Origin of the sequence: Micromonospora luteifusca (genome assembly GCF_016907275.1) — a bacterium.
GTDB classification, from domain to species: domain Bacteria; phylum Actinomycetota; class Actinomycetes; order Mycobacteriales; family Micromonosporaceae; genus Micromonospora; species Micromonospora luteifusca.
Map to the genome: position 1 here is coordinate 4,844,686 of NZ_JAFBBP010000001.1, position 15,483 is coordinate 4,860,168.

Below are 15,483 nucleotides of genomic sequence, written 5' to 3' on the forward strand. Positions count from 1 at the left end.
CCGTTCCGCTGCGCCGGGGCCCGGAGCGCCGGGATGCCCGGTCGAGCCAGCCGGGCCGCCGCTCGGGCGTTGACAAGGGGGTCCCTGCTCCACCACGGGCGTGGACCAGGTCTCGTTCCTTTCACCCCCGGCGGGGTGGGGGCGGTGGGCGTGGCACGATTGCGGCGATGACCACGGACACCACGGGCACTGCCGCCCGAGACGGAGAAACCCGCCCCGGCGGACCGGCCGACTCGCCCTTCATCCGGGCCTGCCGACGCCGGCCCGTCCCGCACACCCCGGTCTGGTTCATGCGCCAGGCCGGTCGCTCCCTGCCGGAATACCGGGAGATCCGGGCGAGCGTGCCGATGCTGGAGTCCTGCCGTCGCCCGGAGTTGGTCACCGAGATCACCCTCCAGCCGGTGCGCCGGCACGGGGTGGACGCGGCGATCCTGTTCAGCGACATCGTGGTGCCGGTCGCCGCGGCCGGGGTCGACCTGGACATCGTGCCGGGCACCGGCCCGGTGGTCGCCGAGCCGATCCGCACCGCCGCCGACGTCGAGCGGATCCGCCCGATCACCCGCGACGACGTCTCGTACGTGGATGAGGCCGTCCGGCAGCTGGTGGTCGAGCTGGGCGACACCCCGCTGATCGGTTTCGCCGGCGCGCCGTTCACCCTGGCCAGCTACCTGGTCGAGGGCGGGCCGTCGCGGACCCACGCGAAGACCAAGGCCCTGATGTACGGCGATGAGGCTCTGTGGCACGCGCTCTGCGGCCGGCTGGCCGAGGTGACGCTGGCCTTCCTGCGGGTGCAGATCGAGGCCGGCGTGTCCGCCGTGCAGCTCTTCGACTCGTGGGCGGGCGCGCTCTCCGAGGCCGACTACCGCCGTTTCGTGCTGCCGCACTCGACCGCCGTGCTGAGCGGGTTGGTCGGCGCCGGGGTGCCGCGGATCCACTTCGGGGTGGGCACCGCCGAGCTGCTCGGCGCGATGGGCGAGGCCGGCGCGGACGTGGTCGGCGTCGACTGGCGTACCCCGCTGGATGTGGCCACGCACCGGATCGGCCCGGACAAGGCGGTGCAGGGCAACCTGGACCCGTGTGTGCTGCTCGCGCCGTGGCCGGTCGTGGAGGCCGAGGTGCGCCGCATCCTGGAGCAGGGCAGGGCGGCCCCCGGGCACGTGTTCAACCTCGGTCACGGGGTGCTGCCGGAAACCGACCCGGAGGTGTTGACCCGGGTGGTCGCGCTGGTGCACGAGCTTTCCAGCCGCCGGGTCGACCAGGGCTGAGGCGGCAATGCGGCAGCCCTGGCGGGTGGCGGTGGTCGGCGGCGGGATCGCCGGGTTGGCCGCCGCGGTCCGGTTGCGCGACCGCGCACCGGCCGGCACCGAGATCACGGTGTACGAGCAGTCCGGCGCGCTGGGCGGCAAGCTGCGCACCGGGGAGTTGGCTGGTCAGCCGGTGGAGCTCGGCGCGGAGTCGTTCCTGATGCGCGACCCGACGGGCAGCGAGAGCGCGGCGGTGGCGTTGGCCCGGCGGCTCGGGCTGGCTGATCGGATCGTGCACCCCACGGTCGGGCAGGCCGCGCTGGTCATCGACGGAGGGCTGCGCCCCATCCCGGGCGGCACCCTGGTGGGCGTACCCGGGGATCTGGACCTGGTGCGCACGGTGGCCCGCCCGAGGACGGACGCCGACACCGACGGTGGTCGGCCGCTGGTCGGGCCCGACGCGGACGTGTCGGTGGGTGCGCTGGTCCGGTCCCGCTTCGGCGACGAGGTGGTCGAGCGGCTGGTCGACCCGATGCTGGGCGGCGTGTACGCGGGCCGCGCCGACGATCTCTCCCTGGTCACGACGATGCCGGCACTGGCCCGCACGGCCCGGGTGGAGCACACCCTGACCGGCGCGGTCCGGGCCGCGCAGGCCGCCGCGCCGCGAGCACCCGGCGCCCCGGTCTTCGGCACCCTGGTCGGTGGGCTCAGCACCCTGGTCGAGGCGGCGGTGACGGTCAGTGGCGCGACGGTACGGCGAGACGCCGCCGTCCGCGAGCTGACCCCGACCGACACGGGTTGGCGGCTCACGGTCGGCCCCACGCGTGATCCAGAGCTGGTCGACGTGGACGCCGTGGTGCTGGCGGTGCCGGCACGACCGGCGGCCCGGCTGCTCGCGGGCCCGGCCCCGGCGGCCGCGGCGAGCGTCGGGGAGCTGGACTACGCGAGCGTCGCGTTGGTCACCCTGGCGGTGCCGCAACCGCAACTGCCCGAGTTGTCGGGTTTCCTGGTGCCCAGCACCGAAGGGCTACTGATCAAGGCCGCCACCTTCTTCACCACGAAGTGGGGGCACCTGCGCCACCCGGACGGGTTGGCGTTGGTGCGCGCGTCGGTGGGCCGGTACGGCGAGGAGGCGCACCTGCAGCGCCCCGACGCGGACCTGGCGACCACCGTGCACCGAGAGCTCTCGGCGGTGCTCGGCACCCCGCTGCCCGCTCCGGTCGACGGGCACGTGCAGCGGTGGGGCGGGGCGCTGCCCCAGTACACCCCCGGGCACGCCGACCGGGTCGCCGCCGCGCGGACGGCGTTGCGGGCCGCACACAGCACCCTGGTCCTCGCCGGCGCCGGTTACGACGGCGTCGGCATCCCGGTCTGCGTCCGCTCCGGCGAGACGGCGGCCGAAGAGATCATCACAGCACTGGGAGGATCGGCGAGATGACCGAGCAGACCAACGCGGCCCGCATGCGGGAGCTGAACGACAGCATCCGCTACACGATGTGGTCGGTGTTCCGGGCCAGCGCCCCGCTGCCGTCGCTGCGGGACAACGTCACCGGTGAGGTCGAGTCCCTCTTCGAGGAACTGGCCGGCAAGGACGTGGCGCTCCGGGGCGTGTACGACGTCTCCGGTCTGCGTGCCGACGCGGACGTGATGATCTGGTGGCACTCCGCCTCCAGTGACGCGCTGCAGGACGCGTACCTGCGGTTCCGCCGCACCACGCTGGGGCGGGCGCTGACCCCGGTCTGGTCGCAGATGGCGCTGCACCGGCCGGCCGAGTTCAACAAGAGCCACATCCCGGCGTTCCTGGCCGGCGAGGAAGCCCGCCACTACATCTGCGTCTACCCGTTCATCCGCTCGTACGAGTGGTACCTGCTGCCCGACGCCGAGCGGCGCGAGATGCTGGCCGAGCACGGGAAGATGGCCCGCGGCTACCCGGACGTACGGGCCAACACGGTCGCCTCGTTCGCGTTGGGTGACTACGAGTGGATGCTCGCGTTCGAGGCCGACGAGTTGCACCGGATCGTCGACCTGATGCGTGACCTGCGCGCCTCTGCCGCCCGCCGGCACGTCCGCGAGGAGGTCCCCTTCTACACGGGCCGCCGACGCACGATTGCCGAGATCGTCAACTGCCTGGTCTAACCCGGTTCACAGGGGGCGGAGCATGACTTGTTCGCGGCTCACGCCGTCGGGCAGGAGATCGCCCAACTCGTCGGTCTGGTGGAAGCCGGTGCGACGGTAGAGGGCCTTCGCCCGCGCGTTGTCGGGCATGACGGTGAGGCGTAGCCGGTCGGCGCCGCTCTCGCGGGCCCAGCGCGCCACCGTGTCCACCAGGAGGTTGCTGACCTTCCGGCCGCGGGCGTCGGGGTGCACCCACATCGAGATCAGTTCCATCATCAGTGGGTCCGCCGTCGGTACGCCGCTGGCCATCCCGACCGGACGTCCGTCCAGGACGGCCACCAGGTTGTGTGAGCCGGGGATGCTCAGCCGGTCGCGCCAGCGTTGCTCGCGGTCGCCCTCGCCCTGCCAGTCGGCGAGCCGGGATCCGAACGCCTCCGGCGCCTCGGTGAGGGCGGCCAGCCGCAGGTCGCGCCAGGTTTGCCAGTCGTCGGGGGTGAGCACCCGCATTTCGATCATGTGGGGATGATGCCCTGTGGCGGTGTGCGGGCGCCATCGAAAACCCACCGGCCGGTGCCGCACCCCCGCCCGGGTGCGGCACCGGACGGGGTCAACTGGTCGCCGTGCAGGAGACCAGCGGAACCGGGTTGCTGCCGTTCCACGAGCCGAGGAAACCGAACGTGGTGCTCGCTCCGGCGGCGAGGGTGCCGTTGTGGCTGACGTTGCGCGCGGTGACCAGCGTGCCGTTGGTGCTGACGGTGGTGTTCCACGACGAGGTGACCTGCTGGCCGTTGTTGTAGTTCCAGCTCACCGACCAGCCTCGGGTGGGCGAGCCGCCCGCGGTCACCTTCACCTCAGCCTGGAAGCCGCCGGACCACTGGCCGGTGACCTGGTACGTCGCCGTGCAGGCCCCAGCCGGCGGCGGGGTGCTCGGCGGCGGGGTGGTCGGCCGCGGAGAGGTGGGCGGGGCCGTGGTGGGCGGGGCCGTGGTGGGCGGGGCCGTGGTGGGCGGGGGAGTCGTCGGCGGCGGGGTGCTCGTCCCACCGAAGGTCACGTCGCTGCACAGGTAGTACGACTGGTCCAGGTGGCTGGCCTGCCAGACGGTGTAGACGATGTGCCGTCCGGTGCGTCCGGACGCGCTGACCGGGATCTGGATGGAGACCCCACCGGTGTCCTGATCCCACTGCGAGGCCGGGGTGTTGCCGATCTGACCGGCCAGCTCCAGGTCGTCCCAGCCGAGCGGTTCGGTGAGCGCGTTGAAGCCCTGTTTGGTCACGTACACCCGGATGTAGTCGGCGCCGTGACTGGCCTGGTCGAAGAAACGGAGCCGGAAGTTGTTCGACACCGAGGTGGTCTTCCACGCGCCGATGGTGTCCAACGAGTTGTAGCGCGGGCTCTGGGTGCGCCCGCCGCTGCACAGTTGGCCGTTGGGGACGGCGGCCTGGTGGTTGCCGCCGACGCCCTCGCGGAACAGGCCGTTCCAGTTCCACATGGCGGCCGGGTCGGCCTGCCAGGCCTGCCAGCACATCGGGTCCTCGGTGGCCATTCGGGGGTTCTGGAAATCGCTGCCCCAACGTTGCCAGCAGCTGTAGTTGCGCGAGGCCGGGTCGACGACCGAGCCGTGCGCCGAGGCGGGCTGGACCAGCATCGTCATCAGCGCGGTGGCCAGCAGGAGCGTGGCGGCCGACGCGACGGCGAGTGGCCGGAGCACGCGTGGTGATCGTACGAGAATGGACATGGAGCCCCCGGGGGGATGAGGTCGGACGACGACACCCGGACCGCTGGGAGTTGCCCACTCCCGGGCCTATTCGCTGGCTCCCGCGACGGCTCTACCCGGCACCATGCCAGGTTGATAGTCAGGCGTCAATGGGTTCGCGTCGCATCGGCGTGTGTGGGATGCCGTCCTCGACGTACTCCGCGCCGCTGACCGTGAAGCCGTGCCGGGCGTAGAACGGGACCAGGTGCGACTGGGCCTCCAGCACGCAGGGCTGGTTGCCCAGCACCTCCAGCGCCGCCGTCATCAGCCGGCCGGCGTGCCCGCCGCCGCGGGCTGCCGGCGCCACCACGACCCGACCGATCCGGGCGGTGCCGTCCGGGTCGGCCAGGATCCGCAGGTACGCCAGCGGCGCGCCGCCGTCGGTCAGCCAGAGATGCCGGGTGCCCGGCTCCACGTCCCGCCCGTCGAGTTCCGGGTACGGGCAGTGCTGCTCCACCACGAACACGTCGATGCGCAGCTTGAGTAGATCGTGGAAGGTGCGGGCGTCCAGGTCGGCGAAGGAGGCCGTCCGGATTTCGGTGGTCTGCTGGGGCACCCACCGATGGTAGGCCGTGGCGTCCGGCCGGGCCGCGCGCGCCCGACCCGGCCGGATCCGCTCACCGGGTCTTCGGACCCGCGGGCGTCAGGTAGGTGGCGGCCACGGCGGTGAGCAGCAGTACGCCGCCGCCGATGACCGGCAGCGGGAGCGGCTCGTGCAACAGCGCCACCGCCAGTGCCGCGGCGGTGAGCGGTTCGAGCAGGGTCAGTACGGCGGCGACGCTGCCCGGGGTGGTGCGCAGCCCGGCGTAGAACAGCGCGTACGCCACTGCGGTGGTGACCACGCCGAGGTGCAGCAGCAGTGCCACGGTGTCGAGGCGTACCGGCGTGCTGACCCCGGCGACCAGGGCGAACGGTGCCAGGGTCAGTGCTCCGACCGTGGTGGAGATGGTGGTCAGGGTCATCGGTTCGGTGCGCTGTGACACCTGCCGGCTGATCAGGGTGGTCACCGCGTACCCCAGGCCGGAACCGGCCGCCGCGAGCAGGCCGAGCAGTGGGGCGGGCGCCGCGGCGCCGGGATCCGTCGTGGCGCCGGTGATCAGGACGAGACCGGCCACGGCAGCGATCAACGTGCCGAGTCGCAGCGGGCCGGGGATCCGTCGGGCGCGCACCGACTCCCAGGTCGCGGCGAGCACCGGGGCCAGGCCCAGGCTGACGACGGTTGCCACGCTGACGCCGGCCCAGGCCACGGCGGCGAAGTAGAGCGCCTGGTAGAGGCCGAGGCCGACGCCGGTGAGCAGCAGCGGTACGGGTGCCGCGCGCAGGGCGGCCAGGACCGTGCCGAGCCGACCGGCGGTGCACGCCAGCAGGACGAGCGCGGCGATCGCGAGGCGGTGGAAGCCGATGCTCACCGGGCTGAGACCGGTGCTTTCACGCAGGAGTTGCACCGCCACGCCGGTGGTGCCCCACAGCACGCCGGTGACGGTGATCTGGATCAGGCCGGTGCGGGCCTGGGTGACCGCCGGGGCCGAAGCGGCCGACGGCGCGGTACGGGAGGTGGACGACACGGATGCGCTCCGAGGGGTGAGCCGTTGACGGGGACGACGTCGACGGAGCGCGTACGGCGAGATGGCCGAGCGGGGTCGGTCACCCGGTCGGCGAAAGGCGTGGCGCTCCGCTCAGGAGCGCGGTGGGGGCAGGACGCCCAGCAACGGCCGCATGGGGACGACCGTACCGCAGGGCGCGGCGCGGTCAGGCTGGGCGTGCGCCGACGGCGTCGCGGATCTCGGCGCCCACCGTGCCCTCGACGGCGCGGGCGCAGTGCCCGCAGCAGAAGAAGCGGCCGTTGACCTCGACACCGTGCCCAACGATCTTGACTTGGCAGTGCTCGCAGATCGGTGCCAATCGGTGGGCCGCGCACTCGAACGAGTCGAAGGTGTGCACGTCGCCGCTGACGGTGTGCACCTCGAACGCCATCCAGTAGTCGTTGCCGCAGACCTCGCACGTTGCCATGGTCAACCTTCCGCATCAGGACATATACGAACAGATTGCCTCAGACGAAGGCGTCGATGACGTGAAATGTCGGTGTTCCATGACCCGGGCGGCGTGTCGGCCCCGGCGTGTTGCCCGTTGTGCCGGGTGAACCGCCGCAACCCCCGGAGGATCACAGTGATCAAGCGCAACAGGCTCTTCGGCAATCAGACCCGGGTGACCTTCTGTCTGCCCCGTGACGCCCCGCCCGGTCCGGTGAGCGTCGTCGGCTCCTTCAACGGCTGGGAACCGGGCCGGCACGAGTTGGTGATCCGCCGCGACGGCACGCGGACGGTCACCGTGAAGCTCCCGCCCGGGGAGCACCGGTTCCGCTACCTCGCCACCGGTGGTGTCTGGTTGGACGACGAATCAGCCGACCAGGTCGACGACCGCGGCAGCCTGCTTCGACTCTGAGAAGAAAACTCGTCACCATCGATGTATTTATCGATGGAGGTCTTTACTGTTAACAATGTTTAAATTACGTTGAGGGCACCTCACCAGAACTGGAGAAGGAGCCGCCCCGATGCGTAGAAAAATCACCGTCCCGCTGGTGGCGGCGGGTGCTGTCGCCGCCACCCTCACCGTCGCCGCCCCCGCGCAGGCGCACGGTTACGTCTCCGCCCCGCCGAGCCGGCAGGCGCTCTGCGCGCAGGGCCGGGTGCCCGACTGCGGGCAGATCAAGTACGAGCCGCAGAGCGTCGAGGGGCCCAAGGGCCTGCGCAGCTGCAACGCCGGGATCGCCCAGTTCGCCGTCCTCAACGACGACAGCCGGGGCTGGCCGGCCACTTCGGTCGGCAGCTCACTGACCTTCACCTGGGTGAACACCGCCCGGCACGCCACCAGCAACTGGGAGTACTGGATCGGCAACACCCGGGTCGGCGTGGTCAACGGCAACGGCCAGCAGCCGGGGGCGACGGTCTCGCACACCGTCAACCTCGGCGGGTACTCCGGCCGGCAGAAGATCCTCGCCGTGTGGAACATCTCCGACACCGCGAACGCCTTCTACTCCTGCATCGACGTGCAGATCGGCGGCGGAGGCGGACCGGCGCCGACCCCCACCCCGACCACCTCACCCACCCCACGGCCCACCCCGACCACCGCGCCGCCCACGACGCCCGCCCCGGGCGGCAGTTGGACGACCGGCCGGGCGTACCAGGTCGGCGACCAGGTCACCTACGGCGGGCGGACGTACCGCTGCCGGCAGGCGCACACGGCGATCCCCGGGTGGGAGCCGCCGAACGTACCGGCGCTCTGGCTCCAGGTCTGACCGCACGGGTGCGGCCGCTGGTCGCACCCGTGTCGCCGCCCTAGCGTGAACGGAGCACCGGCATGTCCCGCCGTACCCGTCTGGCGTCCCTCGCCGCCGCGCTGCTGCTCACCAGTGCCTGCGCCGGGTCGCCCACGTCGAGCCCGTCAGCGGTGCCACAACCAGCTCCCGCGGACCCGGCCGGGTCCGCGGGAGCTGACTCCCCGGCCGACGCCGAGATGAGCGGCATCGACGTGGTGTTCCTGAGCACGAGGGTCGGGCACAGCCAACGCACCCTGCAGATCGTCCGGCTCGCGCGCGACCGGGTACGCGACGACGCGCTGCGTACCCTGGTCGCCGCCATCGAGTCGACCGAGGCAGATGAGCTGTCCACGATGCGTGGCTGGCTGCCCACCGCCGGGCCGGGCGCCAGCGCGGCCGTACACCAGCACGAAGGCCATGGTGACGAGGCCGCGCTCGACCGGCTGCGGACCGCGCCCGACGCGGACGTCGACCGGATGCTGCGCGAGGTGCTCGCGGACCACCAGCGGGCGGCGGCCGACCTGGCCCGCGCTCAGGTCGGCGTCGGCCGAAACGAGCGGGTCCGCGACCTCGCCCGGCGGATCGAGCAGTCCCGCACCGCCGAGGTCCAGTTGCTCAGGGGTACGCCGTGAGCGCGCGCCGGCGGCACCCCACCCGGACAGCTCAGGTCAGCGGGGTTCCAGCCGGATGGAGACCGAGTTGACGCAGTGCCGGGTGTCCTTCGGGGTGAAGCCCTCGCCGTGGAAGACGTGCCCGAGGTGGCTGTCGCAGCGGGCGCAGCGGATCTCCGTGCGGGCCATGCCGAGGCTGCGGTCCACGATCTCCTTGACCCGGCCCGGGATGGCATCGTCGAAGCTCGGCCACCCGCAGTGCGAGTCGAACTTCGTGTCGCTGGAGAAAAGCTCCAGCCCGCAGGCTCGGCAGTTGTAGACGCCAGCCGTCTTCGTGTCCACGTACTCGCCGGTCCACGGGCGTTCGGTGCCGTGCTCCCGCAGGACGTGGAACTCCTCGGGGGTCAACCGGACCCGCCACTCGTCCTCGGTGCGGGGCAGCTCGTTGTCGTCAAGACTCACCCCTCAACGGTACGTCGAACGTCGGGGCTGTGGCATATGGTCGCGAGATGGCTGGCACAAAGGCTGCGGTCGCCGAGGTCGACGTGGCCGGGCGCAGCGTTCGACTGAGCAGTCCCGATCGGGTCATCTTCCCGCAGCGGGGCTTCACCAAGGCGGACGTCTTCCACTACTACCTCGCGGTCGGCGACGGGATCATGCGCGCCCTGCGGGACCGGCCCACCACGCTGCAACGGTTCCCCGAGGGCGTCGAGGGCGAGATGTTCTTCCAGAAGCGGGTGCCCACGCGGGGCGTGCCACCCTGGGTGACGACTGCGGAGATCACCTTCCCGAGCGGTCGGAGCGCCGCGGAGCTCTGCCCGATCGATCTGGCGCACGTGGCCTGGGCGGCCCAGATGGGCACCATCGTGTTGCACCCGTGGCCCGTGCGCGCCGCCGACGTCGACCGACCCGACGAGCTGCGCATCGACCTGGACCCGCAGCCCGGCACCGACTTCGCCGACGCGGCGCGGGCCGCCGGGGAGGTCCGCGCGCTCCTCGACGAGCTGGGTGTGACCGGTTGGCCGAAGACCTCCGGTGGCCGGGGCGTGCACGTCTATCTGCGCATCCAGCCCCGTTGGACGTTCACCGAGGTGCGCCGGGCCACCATCGCGCTGGCCCGGGAGGTGGAACGCCGCCACCCCGACCTGGTCACCACGGCCTGGTGGAAGGAGGAGCGCGGCAGTCGGGTCTTCGTCGACTTCAACCAGATGGCTCGGGACCGGACGATCGCCTGCGCGTACTCGCTGCGGGCCAACGCGCGGGCCACCGTCTCGACACCGGTCACCTGGGACGAGCTGCCCCACGTCGACCCGGACGACTTCGACCTGCGGACCGTCCCGGCCCGGCTCGCCGAGCGCGGCGACCCGCACGCCGGCATCGACGACGCCCCGTGGGACATCACGCCGCTGTTGGAGTGGGCCGACCGGGACGCCGCCGCCGGTCAGGGCGACCTGCCATACCCGCCGGACCACCCGAAGATGCCCGGCGAGCCCAAGCGGGTGCAGCCGAGCCGCGCCAAGCGCGCCCCCGAGGACGAGAGCGCCTGAGCGCGCTGGAGGCGAGGCCGGCCGGGCTGCCTGGGGCCGGCAGGTCACCGTCCCCGTTAGGGACCAGCCGTGCCGGTGTCGCGCTGTGCTCGGGGAGCGCACACGACACGCAAGTCACCGATCAGCCGTGATAGCCGTCCGGCGTCGCTCATTCGACGGCTTCGCGCTGGCGCCGCCGGTAGACACGGTTCTTGTTCCGTGCCCCGCACAACTGCATGGTGCACCAGCGGCTGGAGCCGTTGCGCGACTGGTCATAGAAGACCCACCGGCAACTGTCTGCCTGGCACACCTTCAGCCTGGAGAGCGTGCGGTCGGCGTCGCCGAAGGCCAGCGCCACCAGGATCGCCGCGAGCGCCCCGGACAGCCCAGTGCCCGTGGGAGCGATGGTGAACCGCTCGCCGACCACGACCGCGAGCGGCAGGTCGGCCGCGGCTTCGGCGAGCACGCGGCGGCCTCGCTCCCGGCGGTCGAGTCCCGGTGACTCGTCCTGCGGGCCGGGCCGACCGTGGTGTGCCGGGACGCTCAGCAGGTCACGCAACGCCTCCCGGAAACGCAGCACACGCCCTACGTCGTCGGGTCCCAGCCCTCCTTCGCGGACCGCGTGGCCCTTCGCGGCCAGCCAGGTGGTCAGGCCACCGGGGTCGGCGAGGTCGTCCCAGCCGCCCTCGAAGTCCACGCTGTTGCAGAAGTCCTGTACGAGACGGAGCCGACCGGGTGCGGGGCGACGCGCGTCGGCGTCCTCGGTAGTCACAGATACCAGCATAACCAGTTGACCGGCATCGCCACGCATGATCTACTTCTCGGCGATGCCAGTGAAAACGCCAAGCAGGTATCGGCCTCCATGGACCGATGTCGAGCCACTCCAGACCTCGCACCAGCTCCCGCCCGGATTCGGCCTGCTCTGGGCCGGCCAGGGCGTCAGCGAGTTCGGCACCGCGATCGCCGGGCTCGCCCTGCCGCTCCTCGCGGCGCTGCACCTCGGCGCGGATTCCGTACAGCTCGGTTGGCTCGGCGCGGCCACGATGCTGCCCTGGCTGCTCGCACTGCCGATCGGCGCCTGGATGGACCGGGTGCCGGCGCGGCCGGTCATCGTCACGGCCGAACTCACCCGCGCCGCGGCAACCCTGCTCATCCCGGCCCTGTGGCTCGCCGGTTCGCTGTCCCTGCCGCGGTTGTACCTGCTGGTCGCGGTGATCGGCCTGGCCCAGGTGTTCTTCGAGACCGCCTGGGGCACCGCGCTGCCGCGGATGGTGGGCCACGGCGCCCTGCTCGCCGCGCACAGCCGCCTCGAATCGGTCCGATCGGCCACGTCGGTCGGCGGACCGGGGGTCGCGGGCCTGCTGATCCGCGCCGTCGGCCCGGCCGCCGCCCTGGTCGTCGACGCACTGAGCTATCTGGTCAGCGCCGCCACGACCTGGCGAGCACTCCCGCACGCCCCGGCGACGGTCGGCGACCAGCCCCGTGAGCCCCTGCTCACCGCCATCCGCGCCGGGCTCACGGTGATCACCCGGACGCCGATGTTGCGGGCGATGGCGCTCCAGGCCGCAATCTGGAACTCCGTCACCGGCGCCACCCAGGCACTGTTCATGCTCTACGCTCTGCGCGTACTCGGCCTAGGCCCCGGCGGCATCGGCGTGCTGCTCATGATCGGCGGCGTCGGCGCGCTGCTGGGCTCGACCACCGCACCCATGCTGCTACGGCGGTTCGCCTTCGGACCGACCTACATCGTGCTGGTCCTCGTCGCCTGCCTGGGTACGCTCCTGACCGCGGCGGTCACCCGACCCCTGCCGGTGGCGCTGGCGCTGGTCGGCGTCGGGGAGTTCCTCGTCGGCGTGGGCATCGCGGTCACCCGGGTGCAGGCCGTCAGCCTGCGCCAGACCATCACCCCAGCCCCACTGCTGGCCCGCATGCTGGCGACGTACCGGCTGCTGGCCTTCGGCACGATTCCGCTCGGCAGCGTTCTCGGCGGTTTCCTGGGTGGAGCGCTCGGCCTGCGCGCCGCCCTGCTGCTCATCGCCATCGCCGGGGTGGCCGCCGCCGTCCCGCTCCTGCTCTCCCCGATCCGCACCCTGCGTACGCTTCCCCACACCAGCACCGAAGGACCCCTCCTGTGACCACGATCCGCGTTGCCCACTCCGACGAGATCCCCGGGCTCGTCCAGTACCCGAACGATGCCGAACGCAACGCCGCGACCGGCACGTACCTGACCGACCTGCTCGCCAAGGGCTGCACCCGGCCGGAGTGGTGCCTGGTGGCCGAGGACGACGGCCGACTGGTCGGCAGTGTCGTGCTGTGGACCATGCCCGGTAACGAGATGCCCATCGACGTGGTGCTCCTGGAGGCCCCCTGGGACGACCCCGACCTGACCGTCGGACTCGCGCTGCTCGCGGAGGCGGCCACCCTGGCCAGGACGCTCGGCGCCACGGAACTCGGTCACGTGGTGGACTCGCCGGCCCAGGCACCACAGTTCCAGCGCCATCCCGAGGAGCGCGCGGAACTGCTGCGCCGGGCCGGATTCACCGTGGCCCGCGACGGCCGGCGCTTCCGCTGGCTGGCCGGCGGGGAACTGCCCGCACAGGACGGGCGGCTTCGGTTCCGGTCCCTCGCCGAACTGGGCCCCGAACCCTTCGTCGACCTGTTGGAGACCCTGCTCGCCGAGACCGCCGACGCGCGGCTGACCGAGGACGTACGGCGGCACGGCCTGCGCAAGGCCGCGGAGCTGCTGTTCGAGGAGTCAGCGGAACTAGACCACGAGCCGCAGTGGTGGGAGATCGGGTACGACGCTGACGGCACCCAGGCCGTGATCAGCCTCCCGGCGCACAGCCCCGCCTTCCCCGTGATCGGCTTCGTCGGTGTCGCTCCCGCGCACCGGGGCAAGGGCTACAGCTCGTCGGTCGTGGCACGGGGAACGGCGATCCTGGCCGAGAACGGCGCCACCGAGATCCGGGGCGACTGCGACGTAGAGAACGTCGCGATGTTCAAGGGCTTCCAGCGCGCCGGTTACGACAACTTCGCCAACCGGATGGAGTTCACCCGCCCGCTCTGACCCGTACCCCGCGACGCCGCCGGACTGCCCTGGTCCGGCGGCGTCTACGCCGTGTGGCTGCCCCGCCGACATCGCTGCCACAGCGCCGAGGTCAGGCCGGGTCCGGACCGATCCGTACGGCACCACCTGATCGACCTGCTTCACCGAGGAAGAGATCGCCGCCCTCGACGCACGGAGTCACCGGGTGGCACCGGCGGATCGGTCCCACGAGGCGACTGACCCGCCGACGACCACGCTCCCCGGCCTGGCGACCTCGCGGCGCATGCGGACCGCGTCCCGGGACCGAGCCCGAACGCACGCTCGGCGGCCAGCACTTCGATCAGGCCCGGAGTGATTTCCTCGTCGGCCAGTTCCCGGAACCACAGCGGGCGTGGGGCCGGCGTTCCACGGCACTTGTTTCGGCACCACATGGCTGGATTCGCGAAGCCGCGCCACCTGCGGCGCTTCTGGGCTCTGGTATGTACGCGGCCGCGATGGGTGTGCGTACCGTCCATCCGAGCGCTCGATAGAGGACGGGAGGGCAGCACGCAAGTGGGTCGGATTTCCTACGATCTTGATCCAGGTTCCAGGTGCGTTCTGGTGTCGGCCGAGCCAAGCAAGCGTCTGCTCGTCGGGATCGTGCAGCACGTACCGCAGGCGGTGGGCGTGGAGTCCCACGTCGACACGCCACCCACCGGGTACCTCAACAGGTGGGGGAGCGGTTCGGGAGATGACCCAACCCCGTACCCATGCGCTCACCAGGCTGGCCAGGCCGCCATGGGGCCCACTCCCGATCTCTTCAACCAACACGATCGTCCACCCTTGCTTGGCCTTATTGAGCGCCGCCACCTTATTGCAAAGTAGTGGCAACAAGATAGGCGAGTGTTGTGTGAACGATTGACTTTCGATAGGTAACGAGCGAAACTCGATGCATGGTTACAGAGCATCGAGCGGTTGCCGCTCTCCGAGTGTTCCTCGTGGTGCTGTTCGGGGTCCTGGTTGTGTTCCAGACCTTCTCGCTGCCGGGGCAGTTCGCGTACATGGCCGCGGAATCACCGGAGGACGCCTATCTCCGGTGGCCGGCGACCGTCGTCGCGGTGTTCTGGGTGCTGTGCGTCCAGGTGGTCATCGTCTCGACCTGGAAGTTGCTCAGCCTGGTCAAGAACGACCGCATCTTCACCGAAGCCTCTTTGAAATGGGTGGACGCGATCGTGTGGGCCATCGCCGCCGCGTGGGTGGTGCTCGTGGGTGTCTTCCTCTACGTCGGGTTCAAGGCCGACGACCCCGGAGTGCCGCTGCTGCTGTTCCTGCTGACGGTGGGAGTCACCGTGCTGGGGCTCCTCATGGTGGTGATGCGTGCGCTGCTGCGGCAGGCGACCACGCTGCGGTCCGACATGGAAGCGGTGATCTGATGCCCATCGTCGTCCGCATCGACGTCGAGCTGGCCAAGCGCAAGATGAGCGTGGGGGAGTTCGCCGAGCGGGTCGGGCTCACGCCGGCGAACGTGGCGGTGCTGAAGAACGGCCGCGCCAAGGCCGTCCGCTTCAGCACGCTGGAAGCAATGTGCCGGGTGCTCGACTGCCAACCCGGAGACCTGCTCGAGTGGGTCGAGGACGAAACCCCATGAGGTACGTCCTGACAGTCGTCGCCATTCTCGGGGTCGTGCTCGGCGTCGCCGCCATCGCGCACGGGGAGGCCGACGACTCGCCGGGTCTCCAGGTCCTGGGCCTCGCGCTCGCGATCGGCGCGGTGGTGTTCGGCATCCGGAACCTTCGGGGCGGCAGCTGACCGCCCAGGCGCGGGGGCCAGGTTGAGCTGCCTCCCCGGAATAACGATCACATAACGGGCGCGAACCTTTCCCGGTGCGTGGCC

The 15,483-nt window shown here is 71.4% G+C and carries 19 protein-coding genes; 12 read left to right on the top strand and 7 right to left on the bottom strand.

The annotated features are described in order from the left end of the window. Nucleotides 1-167: 167 nt before the first annotated feature. From hemE to hemQ, 3 genes are read left to right on the top strand one after another with little or no spacing between them, the layout of a single operon-like run. The gene (gene hemE / locus JOD64_RS22130) at nucleotides 168-1,265 is read left to right on the top strand and encodes a uroporphyrinogen decarboxylase (RefSeq protein ID WP_204943959.1); all 1,098 of its coding nucleotides are present in this window, start codon (nucleotides 168-170) and stop codon (nucleotides 1,263-1,265) included. Nucleotides 1,266-1,272: 7 nt separating this feature from the next. Then, entirely contained in the window at nucleotides 1,273-2,682 is a 1,410-nt protein-coding gene (hemG, locus tag JOD64_RS22135; RefSeq protein ID WP_204943960.1) for a protoporphyrinogen oxidase, read from the top strand. Beyond that, entirely contained in the window at nucleotides 2,679-3,380 is a 702-nt protein-coding gene (gene hemQ, locus JOD64_RS22140; protein WP_204943961.1) for a hydrogen peroxide-dependent heme synthase, read from the top strand. The genes hemG and hemQ overlap by 4 nt, the downstream gene beginning before the upstream one ends. A gap of 6 nt (nucleotides 3,381-3,386) precedes the next feature. On the opposite strand, the gene JOD64_RS22145 is transcribed toward hemQ, so the two are convergent. From JOD64_RS22145 to JOD64_RS22165, 5 genes are all read right to left on the bottom strand, one after another. Beyond that, nucleotides 3,387-3,875, bottom strand: coding sequence for a GNAT family N-acetyltransferase (locus JOD64_RS22145; RefSeq protein WP_204943962.1), 489 nt, complete (start codon nucleotides 3,873-3,875; stop codon nucleotides 3,387-3,389). Between the two features lie 91 nt (nucleotides 3,876-3,966). Next, nucleotides 3,967-5,094 (bottom strand): lytic polysaccharide monooxygenase auxiliary activity family 9 protein, encoded by a 1,128-nt coding sequence (locus tag JOD64_RS22150; protein WP_204943963.1) that lies wholly within the window; start codon nucleotides 5,092-5,094, stop codon nucleotides 3,967-3,969. Between the two features lie 118 nt (nucleotides 5,095-5,212). Further along, complete coding sequence (locus tag JOD64_RS22155) at nucleotides 5,213-5,668, bottom strand: GNAT family N-acetyltransferase (RefSeq protein ID WP_204943964.1); 456 nt, start codon at nucleotides 5,666-5,668, stop codon at nucleotides 5,213-5,215. A gap of 61 nt (nucleotides 5,669-5,729) precedes the next feature. After that, on the bottom strand, nucleotides 5,730-6,677 hold the full coding sequence (locus JOD64_RS22160; protein WP_204943965.1) for a DMT family transporter: 948 nt from the start codon (nucleotides 6,675-6,677) through the stop codon (nucleotides 5,730-5,732). 184 nt (nucleotides 6,678-6,861) lie between these two features. Then, nucleotides 6,862-7,122: a metallothionein gene (locus JOD64_RS22165; RefSeq protein ID WP_204943966.1), complete on the bottom strand. Its 261-nt coding sequence runs from the start codon at nucleotides 7,120-7,122 to the stop codon at nucleotides 6,862-6,864. Between the two features lie 156 nt (nucleotides 7,123-7,278). On the opposite strand from JOD64_RS22165, the gene JOD64_RS22170 reads away from it, so the two are divergent. The 3 genes from JOD64_RS22170 to JOD64_RS22180 all read left to right on the top strand — a co-directional run bounded on the left by JOD64_RS22170 (nucleotide 7,279) and on the right by JOD64_RS22180 (nucleotide 9,060). Beyond that, nucleotides 7,279-7,554: an isoamylase early set domain-containing protein gene (locus JOD64_RS22170; RefSeq protein ID WP_204943967.1), complete on the top strand. Its 276-nt coding sequence runs from the start codon at nucleotides 7,279-7,281 to the stop codon at nucleotides 7,552-7,554. A gap of 109 nt (nucleotides 7,555-7,663) precedes the next feature. Further along, nucleotides 7,664-8,407, top strand: coding sequence for a lytic polysaccharide monooxygenase (locus JOD64_RS22175; RefSeq protein ID WP_204943968.1), 744 nt, complete (start codon nucleotides 7,664-7,666; stop codon nucleotides 8,405-8,407). Nucleotides 8,408-8,469: 62 nt separating this feature from the next. After that, nucleotides 8,470-9,060: a DUF305 domain-containing protein gene (locus JOD64_RS22180; RefSeq protein WP_204943969.1), complete on the top strand. Its 591-nt coding sequence runs from the start codon at nucleotides 8,470-8,472 to the stop codon at nucleotides 9,058-9,060. Nucleotides 9,061-9,096: 36 nt separating this feature from the next. On the opposite strand, the gene msrB is transcribed toward JOD64_RS22180, so the two are convergent. Further along, entirely contained in the window at nucleotides 9,097-9,501 is a 405-nt protein-coding gene (gene msrB / locus JOD64_RS22185) for a peptide-methionine (R)-S-oxide reductase MsrB (protein ID WP_204943970.1), read from the bottom strand. A 47-nt stretch (nucleotides 9,502-9,548) separates the two neighbouring features. Here msrB and ligD point away from each other — a divergent pair, with 47 nt between their 5' ends. Continuing rightward, entirely contained in the window at nucleotides 9,549-10,586 is a 1,038-nt protein-coding gene (ligD, locus tag JOD64_RS22190) for a non-homologous end-joining DNA ligase (protein ID WP_204943971.1), read from the top strand. 148 nt (nucleotides 10,587-10,734) lie between these two features. On the opposite strand, the gene JOD64_RS33145 is transcribed toward ligD, so the two are convergent. Beyond that, a complete protein-coding gene (locus JOD64_RS33145; RefSeq protein WP_307813553.1) occupies nucleotides 10,735-11,337 on the bottom strand; it encodes a CGNR zinc finger domain-containing protein in 603 nt (200 codons plus the stop codon). A 55-nt stretch (nucleotides 11,338-11,392) separates the two neighbouring features. On the opposite strand from JOD64_RS33145, the gene JOD64_RS22200 reads away from it, so the two are divergent. From JOD64_RS22200 to JOD64_RS22220, 5 genes are all read left to right on the top strand, one after another. Further along, nucleotides 11,393-12,700 carry an MFS transporter gene (locus JOD64_RS22200; protein ID WP_204943972.1) on the top strand — a complete coding sequence of 436 codons (1,308 nt, stop codon included), beginning with the start codon at nucleotides 11,393-11,395 and terminating at the stop codon, nucleotides 12,698-12,700. Continuing rightward, a complete protein-coding gene (locus JOD64_RS22205; protein WP_307813554.1) occupies nucleotides 12,697-13,632 on the top strand; it encodes a GNAT family N-acetyltransferase in 936 nt (311 codons plus the stop codon). The genes JOD64_RS22200 and JOD64_RS22205 overlap by 4 nt, the downstream gene beginning before the upstream one ends. A 911-nt stretch (nucleotides 13,633-14,543) precedes the next feature. Beyond that, nucleotides 14,544-15,023, top strand: coding sequence for a DUF2975 domain-containing protein (locus tag JOD64_RS22210; RefSeq protein ID WP_204943973.1), 480 nt, complete (start codon nucleotides 14,544-14,546; stop codon nucleotides 15,021-15,023). Beyond that, nucleotides 15,023-15,238 (top strand): helix-turn-helix domain-containing protein, encoded by a 216-nt coding sequence (locus JOD64_RS22215; protein WP_204943974.1) that lies wholly within the window; start codon nucleotides 15,023-15,025, stop codon nucleotides 15,236-15,238. The genes JOD64_RS22210 and JOD64_RS22215 overlap by 1 nt, the downstream gene beginning before the upstream one ends. Further along, nucleotides 15,235-15,399, top strand: coding sequence for a hypothetical protein (locus JOD64_RS22220; protein WP_204943975.1), 165 nt, complete (start codon nucleotides 15,235-15,237; stop codon nucleotides 15,397-15,399). Before JOD64_RS22215 ends, JOD64_RS22220 begins: the two co-directional genes overlap by 4 nt. Nucleotides 15,400-15,483: the final 84 nt, after the last annotated feature.